Here is a 19,356-nt window from a genome sequence, read left to right as displayed (position 1 = left end):
GTAGGAACTGTTGGCGAAGCCGGGCGGCGCGGCGTCCGGGAAACAGGAATTCGCCAAGGGCGCATTCAAGACGATCGCCCGGCTGGTAATAAAGCCATCAATAGAAACCGAAATCGAGATGGAGTCACAAATGAAGACGCAAAGACACCTATTGACCGGGACCTTCTTGCTAAGCGTCATGTGTGCCGTTCCGGCCTTGGCACAAGACTATGATCTGGTGATCAACAACGGTCGGGTCATGGATCCCGAAACCCTGTTCGATGACTTCGCCAATGTCGGCGTGAAGGACGGGCGCATCGTTGCGATCAGCAAGGAACCCCTGACGGGCACCGAGACGGTGGATGCCACTGGCCATATCGTGGCGCCGGGCTTCATCGATACCCATTTTCATTGGCAGACACCAATCGGCTACCGGGTCGGGTTGCGCGACGGATTGACCAGCAGCATGGATTTCGAGGCTGGCTGTGCAGGATCATATATTGCTGACTGGTACGAGGCGCGTGCCGGTGTGGCCCACGCCAACTATGGCTGCGCGGTCAGCCACGAACTGGCCCGCGCGGTGGTGCTCGACGGGGCAGAGGGCGATTTCCTGATAGAGGGTCCGATTGCCGCCTTGGAAACCCGCAAGAAACCGGGTTGGAGCGTGACGCGCCCGACCCTGGAACAGGGCAACGCCATTCTCGAAGAGATCGACAAGGGTCTGATGGCGGGCGCGCCCGGCATCGGCAGCACCGTGGGCTATATGCGGGAGGGCGTCTCTTCCCGCGAGATGTTCGAGGTGCAGAAGGTTGGCGCCCGTTATGGCCGCCCGACTGGCGCGCATACACGCTATACGCTTGGCACCGACACGACCGAGAACAACGGTGCGCAGGAACTCATCGCCAATGCCCTGACACTGGGTGCCCCGGCGATCGTTCTTCACTTCAACAACCCCGGCTGGCGGCTTGCCCAGCAAATGATTGTTGAGCTTCAGGAACAGGGCCACAACATCTGGGGTGAAATCTATCCCTACGCTGCCGGATCCACTACGTTGAATGCGTCGTTCCTGCAGCCGGACAGCTGGGTCGAGCAGTTGGGCAACCGCTATGAGGATACCGTGCTGGATCCGGTCACGAACGAGTACTACACCCTGGAGTCATTCAAGACCGACATGGCCGCCAATCCGACCAAGCCGATCGTCGTGTTCAAGATGCCCGCGGAAGATGCGCCGAAATGGCTAACGCTGAAGGGCGTCACCGTGGGCAGCGACGCGCTTCCGCCCGAACCGTACTTCGGCCCGTGGGATATCTCGCTGGACCAGCTCGGCAACACCCATCCCCGCGCGGCGGGCGCCCGGGGCGCAACGATCCGGCTCGGTCGGGAAAACAACATCCCGATGATGCAGCTGATATCGATCCTCAGCTACAACGCGGCCAAGCATCTGGGCGATACGGGTCTGAAGGCGATGCAGGAACGTGGCCGCATCCAGACCGGCATGGTCGCCGATATCGTGGTGTTCGATCCCGAACGCTTCACGGACAATTCGACCTACGAGAAGGGTGCCGTGCCGTCAACGGGCATGAAAGCCGTGATCGTTAACGGTCAGGTCGCGTTGCGTGACGACAAGGTGCTGCCTGTTTTCGCCGGTCAGCCGATCCGGTTTGACCCTGAAGACAAGCCGCGCTTCGTGCCGGTCTCGGTAGAGGCCTGGAATGCCGAATTCTCGACCGGGATGCCCAGCGACTTCACGGGCATCCCGGCGGACGGTGGCAATTGATCGCGGCGCATCCAGGCGAGGAGACGGGATCATGCTGTTTTTGATCTCCGACTCCTGGCTGTCCCCCGCCCAGGTCTTGCGCGCAGGCTGCGTGATTCTGGGTATCAACGCAGAACGGGACAATTCCGATACCAATCTCTCAGAAAGGAGATATCTGAAATGAAACTTGGCAACACCATCATGGCTCTCGCGGTTTCTGCAGCGGCGACCCTCGGCCAGGCTTATGCCCAGACATCAGACGGGCAGCCCGTTGCCGCCGCGATCGAGCAATTCGCGGCGAAGCATGTCGGGCGCCTCGGCTTTGCGGCGCAGGAAATCGGCGGCGACGAGGTTATCGCGTTGAATGGCGATGAAACCTTCGCCATGGCCAGCACCTATAAGGTTGCGATCGCCGTTGCGATAATGGACCACGTGGACAGGGGGGTACTCAGCCTCGACCAGATGGTCGAAATCACACCCGACATGATGATGATCGGCGACGCTGCGCTGAGCGACACCTTCGTGCACCCCGGGCTTCAGCTTTCGGTGGCGAACCTGATGGAGATCATGATCACGGAGAGCGACAACACGGCGACCGACACCTTGATCGGGCTGGCTGGCGGCGCCGCGGCCGTGACCGAAAACCTGCGCAGGCTCGGGATCACCGATTTCAGGGTCGATCGGACGACTGGCGAGATCATCGGCGAATTCTATGGCCTGCCGGGACCGGCCACGATGAAAGTCGCCATAGAGGCCTTCAAGACCAACCCGGAGCTTGCAACAATCGTCAGTGACCGCAATCTGGACTTCGAGGCGGATCCCCGCGACCACGCAACGCCGCTTGCGATGCTGCAACTCCTGCTTGCCATCGACAGTGGCATGGCGATGAGCGCCGAGAGCCGCGACTTCCTGATTGATGTCATGTCGCGCACGCGCACCGGCGCTGGCCGGCTCAAGGGGCTGCTGCCGAGAGGAACGCCCGTGGCGCACAAGACCGGGACCATCGGGGGCGTGGCCAATGACGTCGGCTATATCACGCTCCCCGACGGTCGTCGGTTCGCAATCGCCGTGTTCACCAAGAGCAGCGAGACATCCGAGGCGGACAGGGATCGTGCCATCGCCGAGGTCGCTCGGTCGCTGTTCGACTACTTCTACCTCGGGCAGATGGCGAAGCAGTAAACGGGGAAACTTCGCCGTGCACGCTCTGCCTGTGCGATCCTGCACTGCGAAGACAGAACCTTCCGGGAAGAGCCATCGTTATCCCGCCAGGGGAAATCTGGCGAAGACTCCAATGCAAAGGAAAAACCCAGTGAAGAACCTAATGAAACCGCTACCTGCTTTGCTTGTTTCGTCGCTACTGTGCGTCACACCGGCACTCGCACAGCAGGCCATGACACAGGAAGAGGGCCAGGCGACCTTTGATGCGGTGCTCGCCGAAGCCTCTGAACTGATCAAGGAACTGAAAATCCCGGGACTTGGTATCGGGGTCATCCATGGCCCCAACGCCTACGGCGCCGGACTCGGTGTCACGAACGTCACCACAGGAGAGCTTGTTACCACTGATACGCAATTCCAAATCGGCTCGGTGACAAAAACCTTCCTTTCGACAACGGCCATGAAGCTGTCCGAAGAGGGCAAACTGGATTTGAACACGCGTGTCGTCGACCTCCTGCCGTGGTGGAGGGTCGCGGATCCCGACGCGACGTCGAAAGCCCGGGTCGTTGACCTGTTCCACCATCACGCTGGCTGGTATGGCGACCATGGGTTCCTTCCTGTTCCTCCGGGTGGGTCGATCAGCGAGAAGGTCATGCTCCAGGCGGCTTACGTCGAGCAGATCTATCCGTTCGGTCAAACCTGGATGTACAACAACACCAGTATCACCTTCGCGACCCATGTGGTGTCGCATGTCGGCGGAAAGCCGATCGAGACCCTGATCGAAGAGAACCTGTTGACTCCGCTAGGCATGGAGTCGACATCCTTCAACTACGACCCCACCCCGCCGGCCAAAGATTATGCATGGGGTCATCCGCCGATCTACGGCGAAGGCAGCATCAGTGATCTCAAGCCGTACTACATTCCGTTGATAAGAGAGTCCGCTGCCTCCGGCGGAATCCGGTCTACGGTTACCGACATGCTGAAATACGCCCGCTTTCAGCTGGACGGCAAGGACGCCACCGGGAACCAGCTGTTGTCCATGGAATCGCTGGACTATGCCCATGCGCCGGCAGTCGAAGCTGCGGCCGGCGAGTTTACCGGACTGACATGGTTCGTCCACGACTACGACGGCGTCACCAGCCCCTTCCACGGAGGGAATTGGCCCGGCACGCGGTCTTTTCTGAAGCTGATACCGGAACACGACTTTGCGGTGGTGATCATGGTCCACAGCGATCGCGGAGTCGAAGCCTACAGTAAGATTGCGGACAAAATGGTCAAAGCCTTCACGGGAATCGAGGCCGACTCTCCGGTCGCAGCGGGCGTTGATCCGTCTGTGCTCGATCCCTTCGTCGGCGTCTTCAAGGGGAATTCCCAAAACATCGAGATCCGCAAAGAGGGCGACAAATATGTGTTTGTCCAGTTCTCCGCATTGACCAGCGGAGCAGATCCCGCGCCTGCCAATGTGGCCAACACGGCCGAGGGTTATTTCATCATCACCGAAGGCCCGAATGAGGGCGCCCTTGGTGAATTGCTCGAAGATCCGTCTGGCGAACTCAACTTCGTGCGGTTCAACCACCGGATCTTCATTCGGGGCGACGGGGCGGTCGATGAATTCGACCTCTCCGGGTCTGTGTTCGACAAACCAGCTGAGTAAGAGCCACGAATTCGGTGGAGGGTCGATCCCGCACAGCGCAGATTGAACTCTCCACCGAACGCGCTGCATCGACAACAGGAGAAGTCCGATGAGGAAACTAAATCTAAAGACCTTGGCCGCGACGCTTGCCGTTGCCGTCAGCGTCGCCCTGCCGGTGGTTGCTCAGGACGCCTCCGGGCCGATCCTGTTCACCAACGTCAACGTCTTTGACGGCGTGAACGAAGCCCTGATCGAAAACGCCAATGTGGTGGTGACGGACAACCTGATCACCGCAGTGTCGACCGAACCGTTGGCGATTGCGGGTGGCACGGTGATCGACGGAAGCGGACGCACGCTGATGCCGGGCCTGTCCGACACACATACCCATCTGGCCTATTCCTCTATCTCTCAGATGCGAATGCTGACGGGTCACGCTTCCTATGGCTACATCCGCGCGACTGTGGACGCCGAAGGCATGTTGATGCGTGGCATCACAAGCGTTCGCGATATGGGCGGCAATGTCTTCGGTCTGAAGGCCGCCATTGACGAAGGCCTTATTCCCGGCCCGAGGATCTATACGCCGGGGGCTTTGATCGGCCAGACCGCCGGGCATTTCGACTTCCGGTTCGGCAACGAGCCCCATGTTCAATTCGGCGGCACGACGCCCGATTGGGAAAGGCAGGGCCATGCCTATAATGTGGATGGCGTGGATCAGGTGCTCGCAGCAGTGCGCGAAAACCTGAAAAACGGCGCATCCCATGTCAAACTGGCGATCGGCGGGGGATACGCGTCCCCTGCGGACCCTCTTCTGGGCAATCAATTCACCTTTGATGAAATCAAGGCGGCCGTGGATACGTCTGGCGATTGGGGCACCTATGTCACCGTTCACGGGTATCACCCTTCCGCCATCAACCGGGCGATTGACGCGGGGATCAAGGACGTTGGGCACGGCCAGCTCCTTGATGACGCGACCTTGCAGCGGATGTCCGACGAAGGCGTTTTCCTAAGTACCCAGCCCTTCACAGTCTGCAGCGAGCCGCAGTTGGATGATTTCTCGAACTCCAAGCTTGCGCTGGTCTGTCAGGGTACAGAACGGGTCTACAAAGCCATCAAGAATTTCCCCGATCTGAAGGTGACATACGGGACCGACCTGTTCTTCCTTCCCGAAGAAGAGCTCGCCAAACAAACGCAGCAGATGGAGCGTTTGCTGCCCTGGTTCGAGCCTGTCGAGATCCTGCGGATGGCGACGAGTACTGCTGGCGAATTGTTCGCGTTGAGCGGCGATATGCGCAACCCCTATCAGGAAGGCACTCTTGGCACGGTTGCAGTGGGCGGTTACGCTGACCTTCTGCTGGTTGACGGCAATCCGCTTGAAGACCTGAAAGCGGTAACCAACGTTGATAACCTGAAAATCATCATGAAGGACGGTGTGATCTACAAGAACACGCTTTAGTGAAGTAGGCCGCCCGCCGCGAAATCTTGGCGGGCAGCTTCATTGCCAGGATGCCGGTGTATGAACCCATTGCGGATTGAACGGCTTGTCTACCGATGGCCGAGCGCGGAGCGCAGCACGCTGGAGATTGGCGCGCTGTCTCTGGCGTCCGGCCAGAGCCTGTTTCTTCATGGACCGAGCGGCTGCGGGAAATCGACCTTGCTGTCCGCGATCGCGGGGGTGGTCGATGTGCCGAAGGGGGTCATCCGCCTGGCGGAACAGGATATTGGCGCCCTGCGCGGTGGTGCGCGGGACCGGTTCCGGGTGGACCATATCGGCATGATCTTTCAGGTGTTCAATCTCGTTCCGTGGCTGAGCGCGCTCGAAAATGTACTTCTGCCCTGCACATTCTCGCAGCGTCGCCGCAAGCGTGCGGGTGAGGATCCTGCGGGAACGGCCCGACATCTGCTTGACGAATTGGGCCTGTCGGATCCGTCCCTGGTATCCAAGCCAGCCAACGAACTCAGCGTGGGCCAACAACAGCGTGTCGCCGCCGCGCGCGCGCTGATCGGCAAGCCGGACCTGATCCTGGCGGACGAGCCGACCTCGGCGCTCGATGAGGCGGCGAAGGCGGTCTTTGTCGATCTGCTGGCGAGGGAATGCGCCGAAGCGGGCAGCGCGCTGCTCTTCGTCAGCCATGACCGCAGCCTGGAGCATCATTTCGACCGCAGTGTTGATTTCCTGGCCCTCAACGGGGGCGCGGCCTGATGCTGGTTTTCAGCTTGCGCAGCCTGTGGAACCGCCGCTTCGTGGCCGGCCTGACCGTGCTGGCCATCAGCCTCAGCGTCGCGCTGATCCTCGGTGTCGAGCGGCTCAGGGACGGCGCGCGCGACAGCTTTGCCAACTCCGCGTCCGGGATCGACCTGATCGTGGCGCCGCGCGGCAATCCGGTGCAGATCCTGATGGCTACCGTCTTCGGCGTCGGAGGCACCGGGACGGGCATGACATGGGACAGCTTCGAGTGGCTGGAAGATCGGCCCGAGGTGGCCTGGGCGGTTCCGATCCAGATGGGAGACAATCATCGCGGCTATCCGGTGATCGGGACGGATGCATCGTATTTCGAGCATTTCCAGCACTCTGGCGGTCAGCCTCTGACCCTCGCCGCAGGCACGATCCTTACCGGTGACGGGGCGGATGCCGCCGTGGTCGGGGCCGAGGTTGCGGCGCGGTTCGACTATGCCCCCGGTGCGGTGATCGTCAACGCCCACGGCGCGGGCGAGGTTTCCTTCGACCTGCACGACGACGCGCCCTTCACGATATCGGGTGTACTCGCGCCGACGGGTACCGCCGTCGACCGGATGGTCTTTGTCACGCTCGAAGGGTTCGACGCCCTGCATGCGGAAGAAGACGCACCTGCTGCCGACCCCCTCGACCCGGCCGCCATGCCCACCGACGATCATGACGGGCATGACGATCATGGCGAACACGAGGGCACGGAGGCCAAACACAGTCACGAACCGGACCGGATCAATGCTGTCTACGTTGGGCTGATCGATCGGACGAATGTCCTCGGTCTGCAGCGGGCCATCAACGAACGCCCCACCGATGCGTTGAGCGCAGTCCTCCCGGCGGTCGCGCTCGCCGAGCTCTGGGGGATTACCGGGACAGCCGAGCGCGCGATGCGACTGATGGCGTGGGCCGTGGCTTTGGCAGGAATGATCGGCATGGTGGTCATGCTCTCTGCGACCCTCGACACCCGCCGCCGCGAATTCGCGATACTGCGGTCTGTTGGTGCCACGCCTACCCGCATCTTTATGCTAATCGTCGCCGAGGCTGCCATCCTCACCGCGGCGGGGCTGATCCTCGGCCTTGTTCTGCTCACGGTGGCCACGTTCGTGACCGACCCGATCCTGTCTGCCCGTTTCGGTCTGAGGTTGGGATTGAATGTCTTCGGTGCGCGCGAATTGGCCACCCTTTTCGTCATCTTCTGGGCCGGGCTCCTCGCCTCGCTCATCCCGGCCGTCCGGGTCTACCGCATGACGCTGGCCGACGGGCTGTCGGTTCGGCTATGATAAATGAAGGGGATTCCTCCATGACCATGTTCGCCCGCTTCGTCTTGATATTCTCGCTTGCCGTTTCTCCGGGTCTCGCACAGGCGACTGAACCTCAGGAAATCTCGTGGGATACGCTTGCACCTCCGGCCACCGTGATTGAGAACCCGTTCGAGAACCTCACCGATGACCAGATGGACAGCTTGCGCCAGATCCTGCGGTTCGAAGCACGGGCGGAGCGGAGTGATTACGCTGAAGCTCGCGCCGAAGCGCAAGCGTTGCGCAAACAATTGGCCGAGGACGGTCTCGATGTCGACGGGTTGTTCGCCGCGCGCCTCGCGATCATGGAAGAACGTGAAGCTGCGGCCACCAAGGTGAACGAAGACCTCGTTGGCATGAGCGTCCGCCTGCCGGGCTATGTTCTCCCTCTGGAATTTAAGGGTCGCAAGGTTGTCGAGTTTCTTCTCGTGCCCACAGTCGGCGCCTGTATCCATACTCCGCCGCCGCCCGCCAACCAGATCGTCCATGTCGTGTATCCCGAGGGCATCGAGGTTAGCGGTCTCTTCACCCCGGTATGGATCACCGGGACCATGGTCGCCCAGAGTTCGGTTCAGACGGTTGGCTATGTCGACGGACAGGCTCCGGTTTCTGTCAGCTATTCGATGCAGCCGCTGCTGGTCGAGAGGTACGGCGGATGAACGCCGATGCATTGGGCCGATCGGTGTCTTGGCATGGCGGACGACACGTGGCGGCGAAAGCGTCGCATCCACGAGACATCGGATTGAGATGGGTCGGATAATGCCCCCCAAGAAGGCAACCTGCGGTGCCAGACGAGTACGTCCGCAACACCCGCTGCTTGAGAAGCAGTCTTATAAATATATTAAAATCAATGGCTTAAGTGATAGAGAGGGTTCGACGCCAGACCCATCCCCTCCGCCACTTGCCCCCGCGAAAGCGTTCTCCCGATCCGGCTGCCGCCGGATTTTTCCGTTGTTTTCGAGGGTTATGCGGGTCGGGCTGAGCACTGGCCCCGGCACGGGTGGCCTGAAAGCGTTCTCTCAGGGCCGATATTCTCCGGACCTCATGACTGCGCCGATTTGGTGAATAGCTTTCTAAGCTGCTGAAAAGAAAGTGTTTAACTGAGCGCGCGCCTAAGCACTTCGATGGTAGTCGCTTTCGGTCGAAAGGAACTGGTGTCGAACTTCCCGGTGGCACATTCGGCTGGCGGCTGGTCCTTGATAGCGCTCCCTACTCCTTTAGGAGGTCCGGCTGTTCTGGGGCAGCACCGCCCGTGGCGAACAATGACTCTATGATCTCTTTCGGGACGCGTCTTCGCTCCATGATGGTCTTCAGCCTGTCGATGAACCGCGGATCCTCAACATTCTTCGGCGAGATGTTCTTCTCTACTAGTCGAACCGACGGCGGGTCGAAATTCAACATCTCGGAGAAGACCTCGTTGGCACGGTTATCGAGCTCGTTGCGCAGGCTGTTCTCGTCGGCCTTATTCCCCCAGCGGGTCATGTAGGCCGGCGGTGCTGCCTTCCATCTCGGGAGAAACTCAGCCACGAAGTTCTCGCGGAAGGTCTTGCGGTGCTCATTGAGCGCTTCTCGGACTTTTTCATGGTAACGCTCGACTACGGTCGTGAATGCTCTCACGGCATCATCGAATGATTGCCGGTCCTCCCGCAGGATAACGCGACCAAAATTGTCAATCTGAAAGGTATAGAGATCTTCGATCCTCTTTCGTTCTTTCCGCAGCCACTCGTCGTCGATCTTCTCGGTGGTCGCATTGTCTCCCTCTCCGACGACGACTTCGACTGCACCGATTTCAGCCATTGGCGCACGTAGTCGGCTTGAGATCTGCGCTTGGAGCGCCTTGGTGGTGGCTGTCTTGAAATCGTCGGGAAGCGGCATCCCTTTACGCCCTAGGGCGAAGTTCTTGATCTCAAATTCGACGTAGACCACACGCGAGGTGAAAACATTCAATCGGCGCGCGATGTCGAACTTCGCCGGCGGGTTGCGCTCGAGATCGGCCTGCATCGCTTCAACCTTTTTCGGGTCCAGCGCGGCATCACCGATTTCACCAGCAGGACTGTCGTCTGACCGCTCAGCTCCCGCAGCCCGAGCCAAGCTCTCGGACGGAGCACCGCGCAAGACGATCGCATTGGGTTTCTCCACCGAGTCAGATCCGGCTTCGATATTCTTCGAGACTGGCGCAAATACCATCGTGTCGTCATCAGAGATGATGACGCCAATCCGGACACCCGGCTGTTCCCGCAAGTCAAGCAAGCTTCGAGATGCGGCATCACGGATCACCTGGAGAGCTTCTCGTTCTCCGAAGCCGAGCCGGTAAACCTCAGCGTCGGCATCGACGATTACCCGAATGTCCAGTTCAGCCAGCTCGTCAAAACGCGCCGCAAGGGCGTTCGCAACGGCCTTGGATAATGCCGGCGCGATAACCACGAGCCGTCGCTTCGCACTTTGAATCATGGATATGACAGCGTCATCCGTTGCGACAGTGAATGTGCGCTCGTCTCCCCCCATTGCTCAGTAGTACTCCCGAATGTAGCCGTAGGCTCGGTCGAAAAGCTCTGCGTCCTGGTGGAGCTTGTACTTGAAGAGGGTCTGACGAAGCGCCTTCTTAACCTCCCGCTCCCCAGCATGGGTGGCCTGCCAGCCATCGAAGCGCACCGCGCGGACGATCTCATCGATGTCGTCCACGACGCGTTTGACCATGATCGGCGTCTCTCCGTTTTTCGCTTCCTCGAAGAGTTCCGTGAGGGCGGCCTTGCCGCGGTCGATGTCTTCCTCGACCGGCGTCTCGCGTTCCATCTTCACGACGTCCTTGGCGAGCGCGAGAAGCTCTTTCAGAAAGTCGATGCTGAGAAGGAGCCCCTGCTGGTGGCGGTTCTTGAGGTCTTCCAATCGCTCGGCTAGCGCCTTGTATTTAGGGTTCCCGGCGTGCTTGCGCAGCCGGCCCGTCAGCTTGACCGAGATTTCCTTGGCTTTCTTCTCGGGGTCTGGATTGCCGAGAACTGCCTCCAGTAGTTCTGCGTCCATAACCAGCGTGTCGAGGTCGTCCCGAACGGCATCGACATGTACATTTTCGTGGATCAGCTCGATCGTCTTGGCCCCGAGGCGGTGCCAGAGCAGCCGCCCCGTGCCCGTCGACGGCTTGAGCGACTCATAGACCTGTGCCAGCCAGCGATAGTCCTTCTCGAATGGTGTCAGGATCGGGTCAGGCGACAGCGCCTCCCAGATGCGGCTCAGCACGCTGAAGTCCGATGCAAAGGCGTCGCGGCGCTCATCGTTTGGCAGGCAGTCCTGCGCCGCGATCAGGCCCTCGTAGCCGGTGAGGGTGCGGTCGACGCCGGCGAAGTACTCCAGGCATTTCTGGATTGCCGATGGCAGCATCGCGGCGAGTTCGGCGATGTTGGAGACCGCCTTCTGGACGCCTTTCTCATCGAATTTCAGGGCCTGCGCGACGTCGTCAAAGATCCCGAGATAGTCGACGATCAGCCCGTGAGTCTTCTGCACGCTGTAGGGGCGGTTCGTCCGACAAATCGCCTGGAGCAGCGTGTGGTCGCGCAGCGGCTTGTCCAGGTACATCGTCTGCAGAATCGGGGCGTCGAATCCGGTTAGCAGCTTTGATGTCACGATGATGATCTTCAGCGGGTCCTTCGGGTCTCGGAATCGGTCGCGAAGCTTTTCCTCGGCATCCCTGTCGCGCCGGTAGGCGGCATATTCTTCTTCGCCGCTGTTGACCGACATGACGATGTCGGAGATTTCCGGTGGCAGGTGCTTGTCGAGTTCCTGCTTGTAGAGAAGGCAGCTCTCGCGGTCGAAGGTCACCACCTGAGCCCCGAAACCGTTCGGCTGCACCTTCGTCTGGAAATGCTGCGCGATGTCGGCGCAGATCGCGCCGATGCGCTCTGGCGCTTTCACGAGGATAGACATCTTCGCGGCGGCGCGGCCGAGCTTGTCCCTGTCCTCGTCCGTGAGGCCCTCGGTCAACTCGGCGTAGGCTTCCTCAATCGCCTGCTGGTCGATGTGCAGGTCCACCAGCCGCGGCTCGAAATGAAGCTCCTTGGTCGCGCCGTCACGGATCGAGTCGTTGAGCCCGTAGCGGCTCATGTAGCCGTTCTCGTCGATCTCGGCGCCGAAGGCGTAGAAGGTGTTGCGGTCGGCGCGGTTGATTGGCGTGCCGGTCAGGCCGAAGAGGAACGCGTTCGGCAGCGCCTCGCGCATCTTGCGGCCAAGGTCGCCTTCCTGTGTGCGGTGCGCCTCGTCGACCATGACGATGATGTTGTCGCGGTCGTTCAGTACGCCGTCCGCCTCGGCGAACTTGTGGATCGTGGTGATCACGACCTTGCGCACGTCCTTGGCCAGCAACTCGGACAGCTCCTTGCGGCTGTCTGTGCGCACCAGGTTGGCCATGTCGGCGGCATAGAAGGTGCCGGCGATCTGGCTGTCGAGGTCGATGCGGTCAACCACCACCAGTACCGTCGGGTTCTTCAAAGCCGGGTGTAGGCGCAGCTTCTTGGAGGCGAACAGCATCAGCAGCGACTTGCCGGAGCCCTGGAAGTGCCAGATCAGACCCTTGCGCACTTGGCCCGCGACGACGCGCTCGACGATCTTGTTGACGCCTTCGACCTGCTGATAGCGGGCGATGATCTTGATGCGCTGCTTGCCCTTCTGCGTAGCAAAGGCGGTGAAGTTGGCGAGCAGGTCCAGTACCATCGCCGGGCGCAGCATGTCGGTGACGGCCTTCTCAACCTCTCCCATCGATTGCAGAACATCGTCATCCGTGCGCCACGGGCCCCAGAGGTCGACGGGCATGCGGACGGAGCCGTAGCGGTATTCCTTCCCCTCGGTCCCGACCGAAAAGACGTTCGGCACGAACAGCTCCGGCACATTCTGTTCGTAGTCGTCATGCACCTGGAGCGCGGCGTCGAGCCAGCTCTGGCTGGAGCGGACCGGCGTCTTGGCCTCGATAAGGACGAGCGGCAGGCCGTTGACCAGCAGCACCAGATCGGCGCGCTTTTCGGTCTTGCCGGCGCGGAAGGTGAATTGCTGGGTGACGACGAAGCTGTTCTGTTCGATGTCGTCGAAGTCGACCAGGCGGATGGTGACATGCTGGCCGTCGGCGCCGAAGGGCATGGAGCGTTCGCCGAGCATCCAGGCGGCGAATTCCTCATTGGCCTTCACCAACCCGTCCGAGCGCGCGCTCATGACGATGGCGCGCAGACGGTAGAGCACGTCGTCCACGCGGGACGGGTTGGCGGCGATGTCGGGGTTCAGGCGGATCAGGGCGTCGCGCAGCCAGGGTTCGACCAGCGTCTCCTGCGACTGGCGCGGCAGGTCGGCGGGGCCGACGAAATGCCAGCCGAGGCCTGAGATTGCGCCACCCTGCCGGGCGAGGCCGGGGGCGACTGTGGATGAACCGGTGCTGCCCGCGAGGCGGTCACGGATGAAGGCTTCGACGGTGTTGGCTTCGTTGAAGGTCATGGCACGCCGTCCCGTTTCTTAACTGCATCATTTGCAAGCCATGACTGCAAGCTTCGTGCGGCGTCAAAGCGCTTTTCCGCATCCATGAGCATCGTTGAAAATCTTCTTACGGACGAGAGTATTGAGATCTGGGTTTCAAATTTGACAATCGGCAACTCAACCTTCCGAAGGTTTGACCCGTTGATCTTCAACATGCTGGAGCTGGTGCCAGCCGCATAACTCTGCACCTGCCTCCGGCATTTCGGTGTGCGCAAGCACAGTTCGAGGAACTCTGTGCTGACCTCCTTCGGATCGACCGAGATACGCATCATGGTGTCGGGGTATGAGACATCTTCTCTGTCTTCTGGAAACACCATAGGCAAACCGACGAGGTCACGAGTGTTGGAGCGGGAGACGACAAGGTCACCCTTCTTGATGATTGCCGCCGTAGTTTCTGGGCTCGGCTCGACTGGCTTGAATTGGTTGGGCCGATAGCCGGATTTAGAGATTGCGCTCAGCGCGAGAACCCAGAGACCGGTTGGCGCTGACGCCGCTACAGCAGAATAGCCGTTTCGCGGAGACGAGGTGATGATGCTACCGATCTCGGTAGGAACCGCTTTGGCGTGACTGAGAAGTTCTTCAAACGCCGCGATTTGCGCAATTCGTGTCGCGTCAATCAGGCGTAGGAGCGTTTCAGCAGTATTCTGCGCCGAAAGAAGTGCCTCAACCAACCGAGCCTGCTCCTGAATCGGCGGCAGCAGGAATTCTTCCTTCGCCAGCGCCTTCCAGTTGATCGTGGGCGAGAGCGAGCCGACCGAGATGCTGAGCGCCCGCTCCATGAACAGATCACTCTGCATGAAGAACGGAAGAAACTCCGGCAGCACGGTCTCAGACTTCGCCCGCAGCACCATGGCGTGTGCCGAGCAGATTCCCTCAAAATCCGCCACCGCCACCTTGCGCTGATAGACCCGGCGCTTGCCGAAGATGATGTCACCCGGCTGAAACAGCAGCTTGGTGGACTCGACCTCGCTGGTGTCGCCCCATCGGCGGATGCGCAGGCTGTCAGGATCAAGGTGTTCCAGCCCGACATAGCGCTCCACGTTGGCCTCATCCGGCATGACGCGCTTGTTGATCTGGTCCGCCAGTTGATCGAAGCGGTAGGAGACGAGTTTTGACGGGCGCTCAAGCATCGGCGTCCTCCGCCGGGGCAAGCCCGTCGAGCATGTCGACCAGCCCATCCATGCCGGTCCAGAACTCCCGCCCCTCGGCATCGAAATTGCCCCAGGCCAAAGCCAGCGAAACGGCGTCCTCTGTGGCGACTTCCGCTTTTGGCTTTTTCACATAGCGGGCGATGGACAGGTTCCCCTCCGCCGCCAGCACATCGGCATTGCTGACCACGGCGGCAAAACCGGGCGCGTCCTCGAACGCCTGATAGGCCGCGAAGATGCGGTCCTGATGCGCGTCACGCAGGAAGCTCTGCGCCCGCTCGCGCGCGATCTCGGCCACCGCGTCGATGAAGAGGATCCGTCCCTGCCGCTCGGCCGGTTTGCGGCTGCGGCAGACGATGACGCAGGCCTCCATCGGCGAGTTGTAGAACAGCCCCGGCCCGAGACCGAGCACGCATTCCACCAGATCCGCCTCGATCAGCTTGCGCCGCATCTCGGCCTCTTCGTTGCGGAAGAGCACGCCATGCGGGAACAGGATCGCGCAGCGCCCGGTTTCGGGGTCCATGGCCTTCAGGATGTGCTGGAAGAAGGCGTAGTCCGCGCGCCCCTGCGGCGGGGTGCCGAGGAAGTTGCGCCCCCAGACATCCTTCTCCCACGCGCCGCGGTTCCATTTCTTGATGGAATAGGGCGGATTGGCGAGGACCACGTCGAAGGTGCGCAGTTCGTCGCCTTGCGCAAAGGCGGGGGCGGCCAGCGTGTTGCCGCTGGAGATCTGGAAGTCCGACACGCCGTGGATGACGAGGTTCATCCGGGCAATGGCGGCGGTGATGGTGATGAGCTCCTGCCCGTAAAGGCCCATAGTGCGCGTTTCGCCGCCGCGCCGCTTCACCTCGGCGAGGCAGGAGATCAGCATGCCGCCGGTGCCGCAGGTCGGGTCGTAGATGCTCTCGCCCGATTTTGGCTCGAGCATCTGGGCCATCAGATGGACCAGCGTGCGGTTGGTGTAGAACTCCTGCGCGGTGTGGCCGCTGTCATCGGCGAACTTCTTGATGAGGTATTCGTAGCCATTGCCAAGCTCGTCCTCGGGCACGGCGGCGAGCGTCAGGTCGTGCTTCGAGAAGTGCTCGATCAGGTTCTTGAGCGTGGCGTCGGGCATCTGGCCCTTGTCGGTCCAGGGCGCGTTGCCGAAGACGCCCTGCAGCCGCTCGGGGTTCGCCGCCTCGATGGCGAGAAAGGCCGAGAGGAGCGCCCGTCCGACATCCTTCGGCGCGCTGCGCACATCGTTCCAGTGCGCGCCCTCGGGGATGACGAAGCGGTCGTTGGCTGTGGCGGTCGCGTAGCCTTCGTCGTCGGTGTCGTCGAGCGCCTCCTGGTAATCCTCGTCCCAGACATCAGAGAGGCGTTTGAAGAACATCAGCGGGAAGATGTACTGCTTGTAGTCGCTGGCATCGACAAGGCCGCGGAGCAGCGTCGCCGCGCCCCAGAGATAGCTTTCGAGTTCGCGTTGGGAGAGGTGTTCGGTCATTGCAGCCAGCCCCCCTCTGTCAGCACCTTCCGCAGGTGATCCTCGGCCGCACGCGCGTCAGCAAGGGCCGTCTTGAAGGCATCGACGGCATCGGGCAGCGGGGGGATGTCCTCGCCGATGGGCGGCAGCACGTAGCGGGAGATGTTGAGCGTCCAGCCTTCCTTCTTGATCTCGTCGATGGTGGCGACCTTCGCACGATCCTCGACATCCTCGAAGGCGCGATACCAGGCAACGATCTGGTCGCTGTGCTCCTGGTCGAGGAAGTTCTGCGCGCGGCCTTTGCGGAACAGGCTGGAGGCGTCGATAATCAGGATCTTGTTCTTGCGTTCGGCCGGCTTCTTGCGCCGGAGCACCACCACGCAGCCGGCAAGCTGGGTGCCGTAGAACAGGTTCGGCGCCAGGCCGATCACGGCCTCGATCATGTCGTTCTCGAGCAGCGCCTGACGGATCGTCCCCTCGGCCGACTTCCGGAACAGGGCGCCCTGCGGCAGGACGACGGCCATCCGGCTGTTCCCGGTCGGCGCCATCGACGAGATCATGTGCTGGACGAAGGCATAGTCCCCGTAGCTCTCGGGCGGGATGCCGTATTGGGCGCGTCCCCAAGGATCGGCCTCCCATAGCTCGCGCCCCCATTCCTTCAGCGAAAATGGCGGGTTCGCGATGACGCAGTCGAACGTGGCGATGCCGCTCGTGCTCGAATCCGTGAAGGCGGGGCTGCGAAGCGTGTCCTCTCGAGCGATCTTGAAATCCTCGATCCCGTGCAGGACCAGGTTCATCCGAGCGATGGCGGACGTGGTGAGGTTCTTCTCCTGACCGTAGATCTTGCCATAGAAGGTCCGCGGGTCGCCGCCCTTGCGTATGACGTGCTCAATCGCGCCGAGCAGCATGCCGCCCGTTCCGCAGGCGGGGTCATAGATACTCTCACCTTCCTGGGGATCGAGTATCTCAACCATCATCCGCACGACGCTGCGCGGGGTGTAGAACTCTCCGGCCTTGTTGCGGCGAGTCACGTCGGCGAACTTGCCGATCAGGTACTCGTAGGCGTCGCCGAGGACATCCGTGCTGACCGCCTTGTTGCCGAGCCCGATGTCCGAGAAGCCCTCGATCAGATCCTTGAGCAGTTCGTCCGAAAACTTCTCCTTGTTGCCCCAGTCGGCGGTGCCGAAAACGCGGAAGAGCGTGTCTGGGTTGGCCCGCTCGATCTCCTGCATAGCTCGGTGAAGCGCGGCCCCGACATTCGTCGCGGTCTCGCGAACGTCATTCCAGTGACAGCCTTCTGGAACGACGAAGCGGTGGATTTCCGGGAACAGCGAAGGATCCGCCTCGCCGTAGATCTCCTGCGCCTCAGTAGTCTCCTCATCCCAGACATCAGAGATGCGTTTGAAAAACAGGAGCGGGAGGATGTAGCCCTTCCAGTCGGTCCGATCGACAGCCGAACCCCGCAGCGTATTGGCTGCGTCCCAGAGGGCCGATTTGAGTTCCGCCAGACCCGTCGACCTTCCCGGGCGGACTCCACTGCCGATTTCAATCGTGTCCGCACTCATTCAATCACCCAAATGGACTTCGCGGCTGCAACCATTTCTGTTTGCCGAGCGGCAATGGCTTCGGACTGCCATTCGACCTGGTCGAGTATCTGTTTCGTTGTGTCGAACGAGACCTTGCTATTTCGATCAGAGTAGATCTTCTTCTTTCGGTCGAAGTCGAAATATTGCGCTTTGTAGTTCTTGGATCCTGCCAGCAACGCGAGATTTCCAAGCCGGTGAAGCCAGCGGCGGTGATCGTCTTCGGAAAACCGATCACGCCAATAGGGATCCTTCAGAGCCTGCGGTAACACATGCTCGATCGTGATGCGTCCACTGTAGTCCTTTGTAACTGACTCATCCTGGTGCGCTTCCTCGAGCCTTAGAAGAAGTGCCTGAGCGAAAGGCTTCCCGTAGACCTCACCATCGAGCAATGACAGGAACTCTTCGTTTTGCGCGTTCTGGTGAAAAACCGCCTTCAGATCGTAAGCCGATTTCCGCGCACGTATCGCGTTGATCAGCTGGAAATAGACCGTCAGTCTCGCTGTGAACGCCAGTCGACGAATCCAGTTCTGATAGGTGATCCGCTCGAGCAGGTCGATGAATTCTTGCTCTGACAGATCGTCTATTGGATCATTCAGGAAAGCCAGAAGAGGCGGTATCCACTCCTCAAACCCGACTCGAAGGAGCGACCGCACTGATCTTCGTGTAGCTGCGCCTTCGAAATCATTATGCAGAATCCGAAGGTAGTTCTTCGCCGACGCATTGAGGGCATCGAGAAATGCAAACGATGATTCCGCAGCCTGGACCATCGGCTCGTATTCTTCATGAAGTGACTTGCGCGCCTTCAAGGCAACGATCGAACTTCTGTGGTGTCCAAGGAACTGGTCCAGGCGGTCGATGCCGATCTGCTCTTCTAGATTGAGCCAAGCTTCCTCCAGTTCTTCGCTTCGCTTTGCATCTCCGCCGAGCCGTGCGAAGAGCATGTTCTTGATCAGGTCGGCATTGGAGAGCGCCATCCCACGGGCGTTCAGCACATTGAACAGACGATACGCCGACTGCCAGGAAGACGTGGTCACAAAGACCACATAGACCTTCGTGAGCAGATAGTTTGCAAAGAGTTTCAGGGTCTTCTGATCGTGGCGACTGATGAATTCGTCGATTGCATCGAGATTCTCAACGATGCGCTGTTTCGGGGCGTCCTGTTCCTTGACTATCTCGGCGCGAATTGCCGGCGAAATCTCTTTGCTCGACAGGACATGGCGGCGAAAGAAGTTCTGGTCGCGCTGTCTTAGGGTCAGCCGGGGGCTCTCTTCCTCGCCGGTGAGAGCATTCCGTGGGAGCACCCGGCGCCCAAGTTCCGATCTTGCAGGTTCATCAACCGCATCGCGAAGTTTTGCAAAGACAAGGTTCAGTGTTGTGAGCCGCTGCTGACCGTCGACAACATCGTAACGCCGCCCCTTTTCCCGTTCGATTGTGATGAGAGAGCCTATGAAATACTCCTCGTCTTTGGCTTCGTATGCCTCCCATACATCTTCAAGGAGCTGTTCCACATTGCCCTTCTCCCAAGAATAGGGCCTTTGGTAGGGCGGAATCTCGTAGCGGATTTCCTCGGTCAAGATCTGGCTAATAGTTCTTTCCGCGGCTTCCAT

Annotated in this window: 14 protein-coding genes; 8 read left to right on the top strand and 6 right to left on the bottom strand. The window is 60.5% G+C overall.

The window, feature by feature from the left end:
• The first annotated feature begins 166 nt into the window (after nucleotides 1–166).
• From AC2FNA_RS03010 to AC2FNA_RS02975, 8 genes are all read left to right on the top strand, one after another.
• Nucleotides 167–1,756 (top strand): amidohydrolase family protein, encoded by a 1,590-nt coding sequence (locus AC2FNA_RS03010; RefSeq protein WP_496824391.1) that lies wholly within the window; start codon nucleotides 167–169, stop codon nucleotides 1,754–1,756.
• A 31-nt stretch (nucleotides 1,757–1,787) separates the two neighbouring features.
• Nucleotides 1,788–1,919, top strand: a complete 132-nt coding sequence (locus AC2FNA_RS03005) for a hypothetical protein (protein ID WP_496824389.1) — start codon at nucleotides 1,788–1,790, stop codon at nucleotides 1,917–1,919.
• Nucleotides 1,916–2,914: a class A beta-lactamase gene (gene bla, locus AC2FNA_RS03000; protein ID WP_496824387.1), complete on the top strand. Its 999-nt coding sequence runs from the start codon at nucleotides 1,916–1,918 to the stop codon at nucleotides 2,912–2,914. The genes AC2FNA_RS03005 and bla overlap by 4 nt, the downstream gene beginning before the upstream one ends.
• 211 nt (nucleotides 2,915–3,125) lie before the next feature.
• Nucleotides 3,126–4,544: a serine hydrolase domain-containing protein gene (locus tag AC2FNA_RS02995; RefSeq protein WP_496824385.1), complete on the top strand. Its 1,419-nt coding sequence runs from the start codon at nucleotides 3,126–3,128 to the stop codon at nucleotides 4,542–4,544.
• Nucleotides 4,545–4,632: 88 nt separating this feature from the next.
• On the top strand, nucleotides 4,633–5,976 hold the full coding sequence (locus AC2FNA_RS02990; protein WP_496824384.1) for a metal-dependent hydrolase family protein: 1,344 nt from the start codon (nucleotides 4,633–4,635) through the stop codon (nucleotides 5,974–5,976).
• A gap of 60 nt (nucleotides 5,977–6,036) precedes the next feature.
• Nucleotides 6,037–6,723: an ATP-binding cassette domain-containing protein gene (locus tag AC2FNA_RS02985; RefSeq protein ID WP_496824383.1), complete on the top strand. Its 687-nt coding sequence runs from the start codon at nucleotides 6,037–6,039 to the stop codon at nucleotides 6,721–6,723.
• Nucleotides 6,723–8,027 (top strand): ABC transporter permease, encoded by a 1,305-nt coding sequence (locus tag AC2FNA_RS02980; RefSeq protein ID WP_496824381.1) that lies wholly within the window; start codon nucleotides 6,723–6,725, stop codon nucleotides 8,025–8,027. Before AC2FNA_RS02985 ends, AC2FNA_RS02980 begins: the two co-directional genes overlap by 1 nt.
• 20 nt (nucleotides 8,028–8,047) lie before the next feature.
• Entirely contained in the window at nucleotides 8,048–8,704 is a 657-nt protein-coding gene (locus AC2FNA_RS02975; protein WP_496824379.1) for a DUF3299 domain-containing protein, read from the top strand.
• A 550-nt stretch (nucleotides 8,705–9,254) separates the two neighbouring features.
• Here AC2FNA_RS02975 and AC2FNA_RS02970 read toward each other — a convergent pair.
• Genes AC2FNA_RS02970 through AC2FNA_RS02945 form a run of 6 tightly spaced genes read right to left on the bottom strand, consistent with a single transcriptional unit; the run spans nucleotide 9,255 to nucleotide 19,356 of the window.
• Nucleotides 9,255–10,496, bottom strand: a complete 1,242-nt coding sequence (locus tag AC2FNA_RS02970) for a hypothetical protein (RefSeq protein ID WP_496824377.1) — start codon at nucleotides 10,494–10,496, stop codon at nucleotides 9,255–9,257.
• A gap of 57 nt (nucleotides 10,497–10,553) precedes the next feature.
• Nucleotides 10,554–13,514: a type I restriction endonuclease subunit R gene (locus AC2FNA_RS02965; protein ID WP_496824375.1), complete on the bottom strand. Its 2,961-nt coding sequence runs from the start codon at nucleotides 13,512–13,514 to the stop codon at nucleotides 10,554–10,556.
• Nucleotides 13,511–14,683, bottom strand: a complete 1,173-nt coding sequence (locus AC2FNA_RS02960) for a restriction endonuclease subunit S (RefSeq protein WP_496824373.1) — start codon at nucleotides 14,681–14,683, stop codon at nucleotides 13,511–13,513. Before AC2FNA_RS02960 ends, AC2FNA_RS02965 begins: the two co-directional genes overlap by 4 nt.
• Nucleotides 14,676–16,184 (bottom strand): type I restriction-modification system subunit M, encoded by a 1,509-nt coding sequence (locus tag AC2FNA_RS02955; RefSeq protein ID WP_496824371.1) that lies wholly within the window; start codon nucleotides 16,182–16,184, stop codon nucleotides 14,676–14,678. Before AC2FNA_RS02955 ends, AC2FNA_RS02960 begins: the two co-directional genes overlap by 8 nt.
• Nucleotides 16,181–17,728, bottom strand: a complete 1,548-nt coding sequence (locus tag AC2FNA_RS02950; RefSeq protein ID WP_496824369.1) for a type I restriction-modification system subunit M — start codon at nucleotides 17,726–17,728, stop codon at nucleotides 16,181–16,183. Before AC2FNA_RS02950 ends, AC2FNA_RS02955 begins: the two co-directional genes overlap by 4 nt.
• Entirely contained in the window at nucleotides 17,725–19,356 is a 1,632-nt protein-coding gene (locus AC2FNA_RS02945; protein WP_496824367.1) for a DUF262 domain-containing protein, read from the bottom strand. The genes AC2FNA_RS02950 and AC2FNA_RS02945 overlap by 4 nt, the downstream gene beginning before the upstream one ends.

It is taken from the genome of Ruegeria sp. YKSD163 (genome assembly GCF_059612905.1).
This window is presented reverse-complemented; position numbering and strand designations above follow the sequence as displayed.

Excerpts from the sequence above, each read along its gene's own strand:
- bla (WP_496824387.1), top strand. The coding sequence starts at position 1,916 with ATGAAACTTGGCAACACCATCATGGCTCTCGCGGTTTCTGCAGCGGCG.
- AC2FNA_RS02975 (WP_496824379.1), top strand. The coding sequence starts at position 8,048 with ATGACCATGTTCGCCCGCTTCGTCTTGATATTCTCGCTTGCCGTTTCT.
- AC2FNA_RS02995 (WP_496824385.1), top strand. The coding sequence starts at position 3,126 with ATGACACAGGAAGAGGGCCAGGCGACCTTTGATGCGGTGCTCGCCGAA.
- AC2FNA_RS02970 (WP_496824377.1), bottom strand. The coding sequence starts at position 10,496 with ATGATTCAAAGTGCGAAGCGACGGCTCGTGGTTATCGCGCCGGCATTA.
- AC2FNA_RS02965 (WP_496824375.1), bottom strand. The coding sequence starts at position 13,514 with ATGACCTTCAACGAAGCCAACACCGTCGAAGCCTTCATCCGTGACCGC.
- AC2FNA_RS03005 (WP_496824389.1), top strand. The coding sequence starts at position 1,788 with ATGCTGTTTTTGATCTCCGACTCCTGGCTGTCCCCCGCCCAGGTCTTG.
- AC2FNA_RS02945 (WP_496824367.1), bottom strand. The coding sequence starts at position 19,356 with ATGGAAGCCGCGGAAAGAACTATTAGCCAGATCTTGACCGAGGAAATC.
- AC2FNA_RS02980 (WP_496824381.1), top strand. The coding sequence starts at position 6,723 with ATGCTGGTTTTCAGCTTGCGCAGCCTGTGGAACCGCCGCTTCGTGGCC.
- AC2FNA_RS02950 (WP_496824369.1), bottom strand. The coding sequence starts at position 17,728 with ATGAGTGCGGACACGATTGAAATCGGCAGTGGAGTCCGCCCGGGAAGG.
- AC2FNA_RS02955 (WP_496824371.1), bottom strand. The coding sequence starts at position 16,184 with ATGACCGAACACCTCTCCCAACGCGAACTCGAAAGCTATCTCTGGGGC.
- AC2FNA_RS02990 (WP_496824384.1), top strand. The coding sequence starts at position 4,633 with ATGAGGAAACTAAATCTAAAGACCTTGGCCGCGACGCTTGCCGTTGCC.
- AC2FNA_RS02960 (WP_496824373.1), bottom strand. The coding sequence starts at position 14,683 with ATGCTTGAGCGCCCGTCAAAACTCGTCTCCTACCGCTTCGATCAACTG.
- AC2FNA_RS02985 (WP_496824383.1), top strand. The coding sequence starts at position 6,037 with ATGAACCCATTGCGGATTGAACGGCTTGTCTACCGATGGCCGAGCGCG.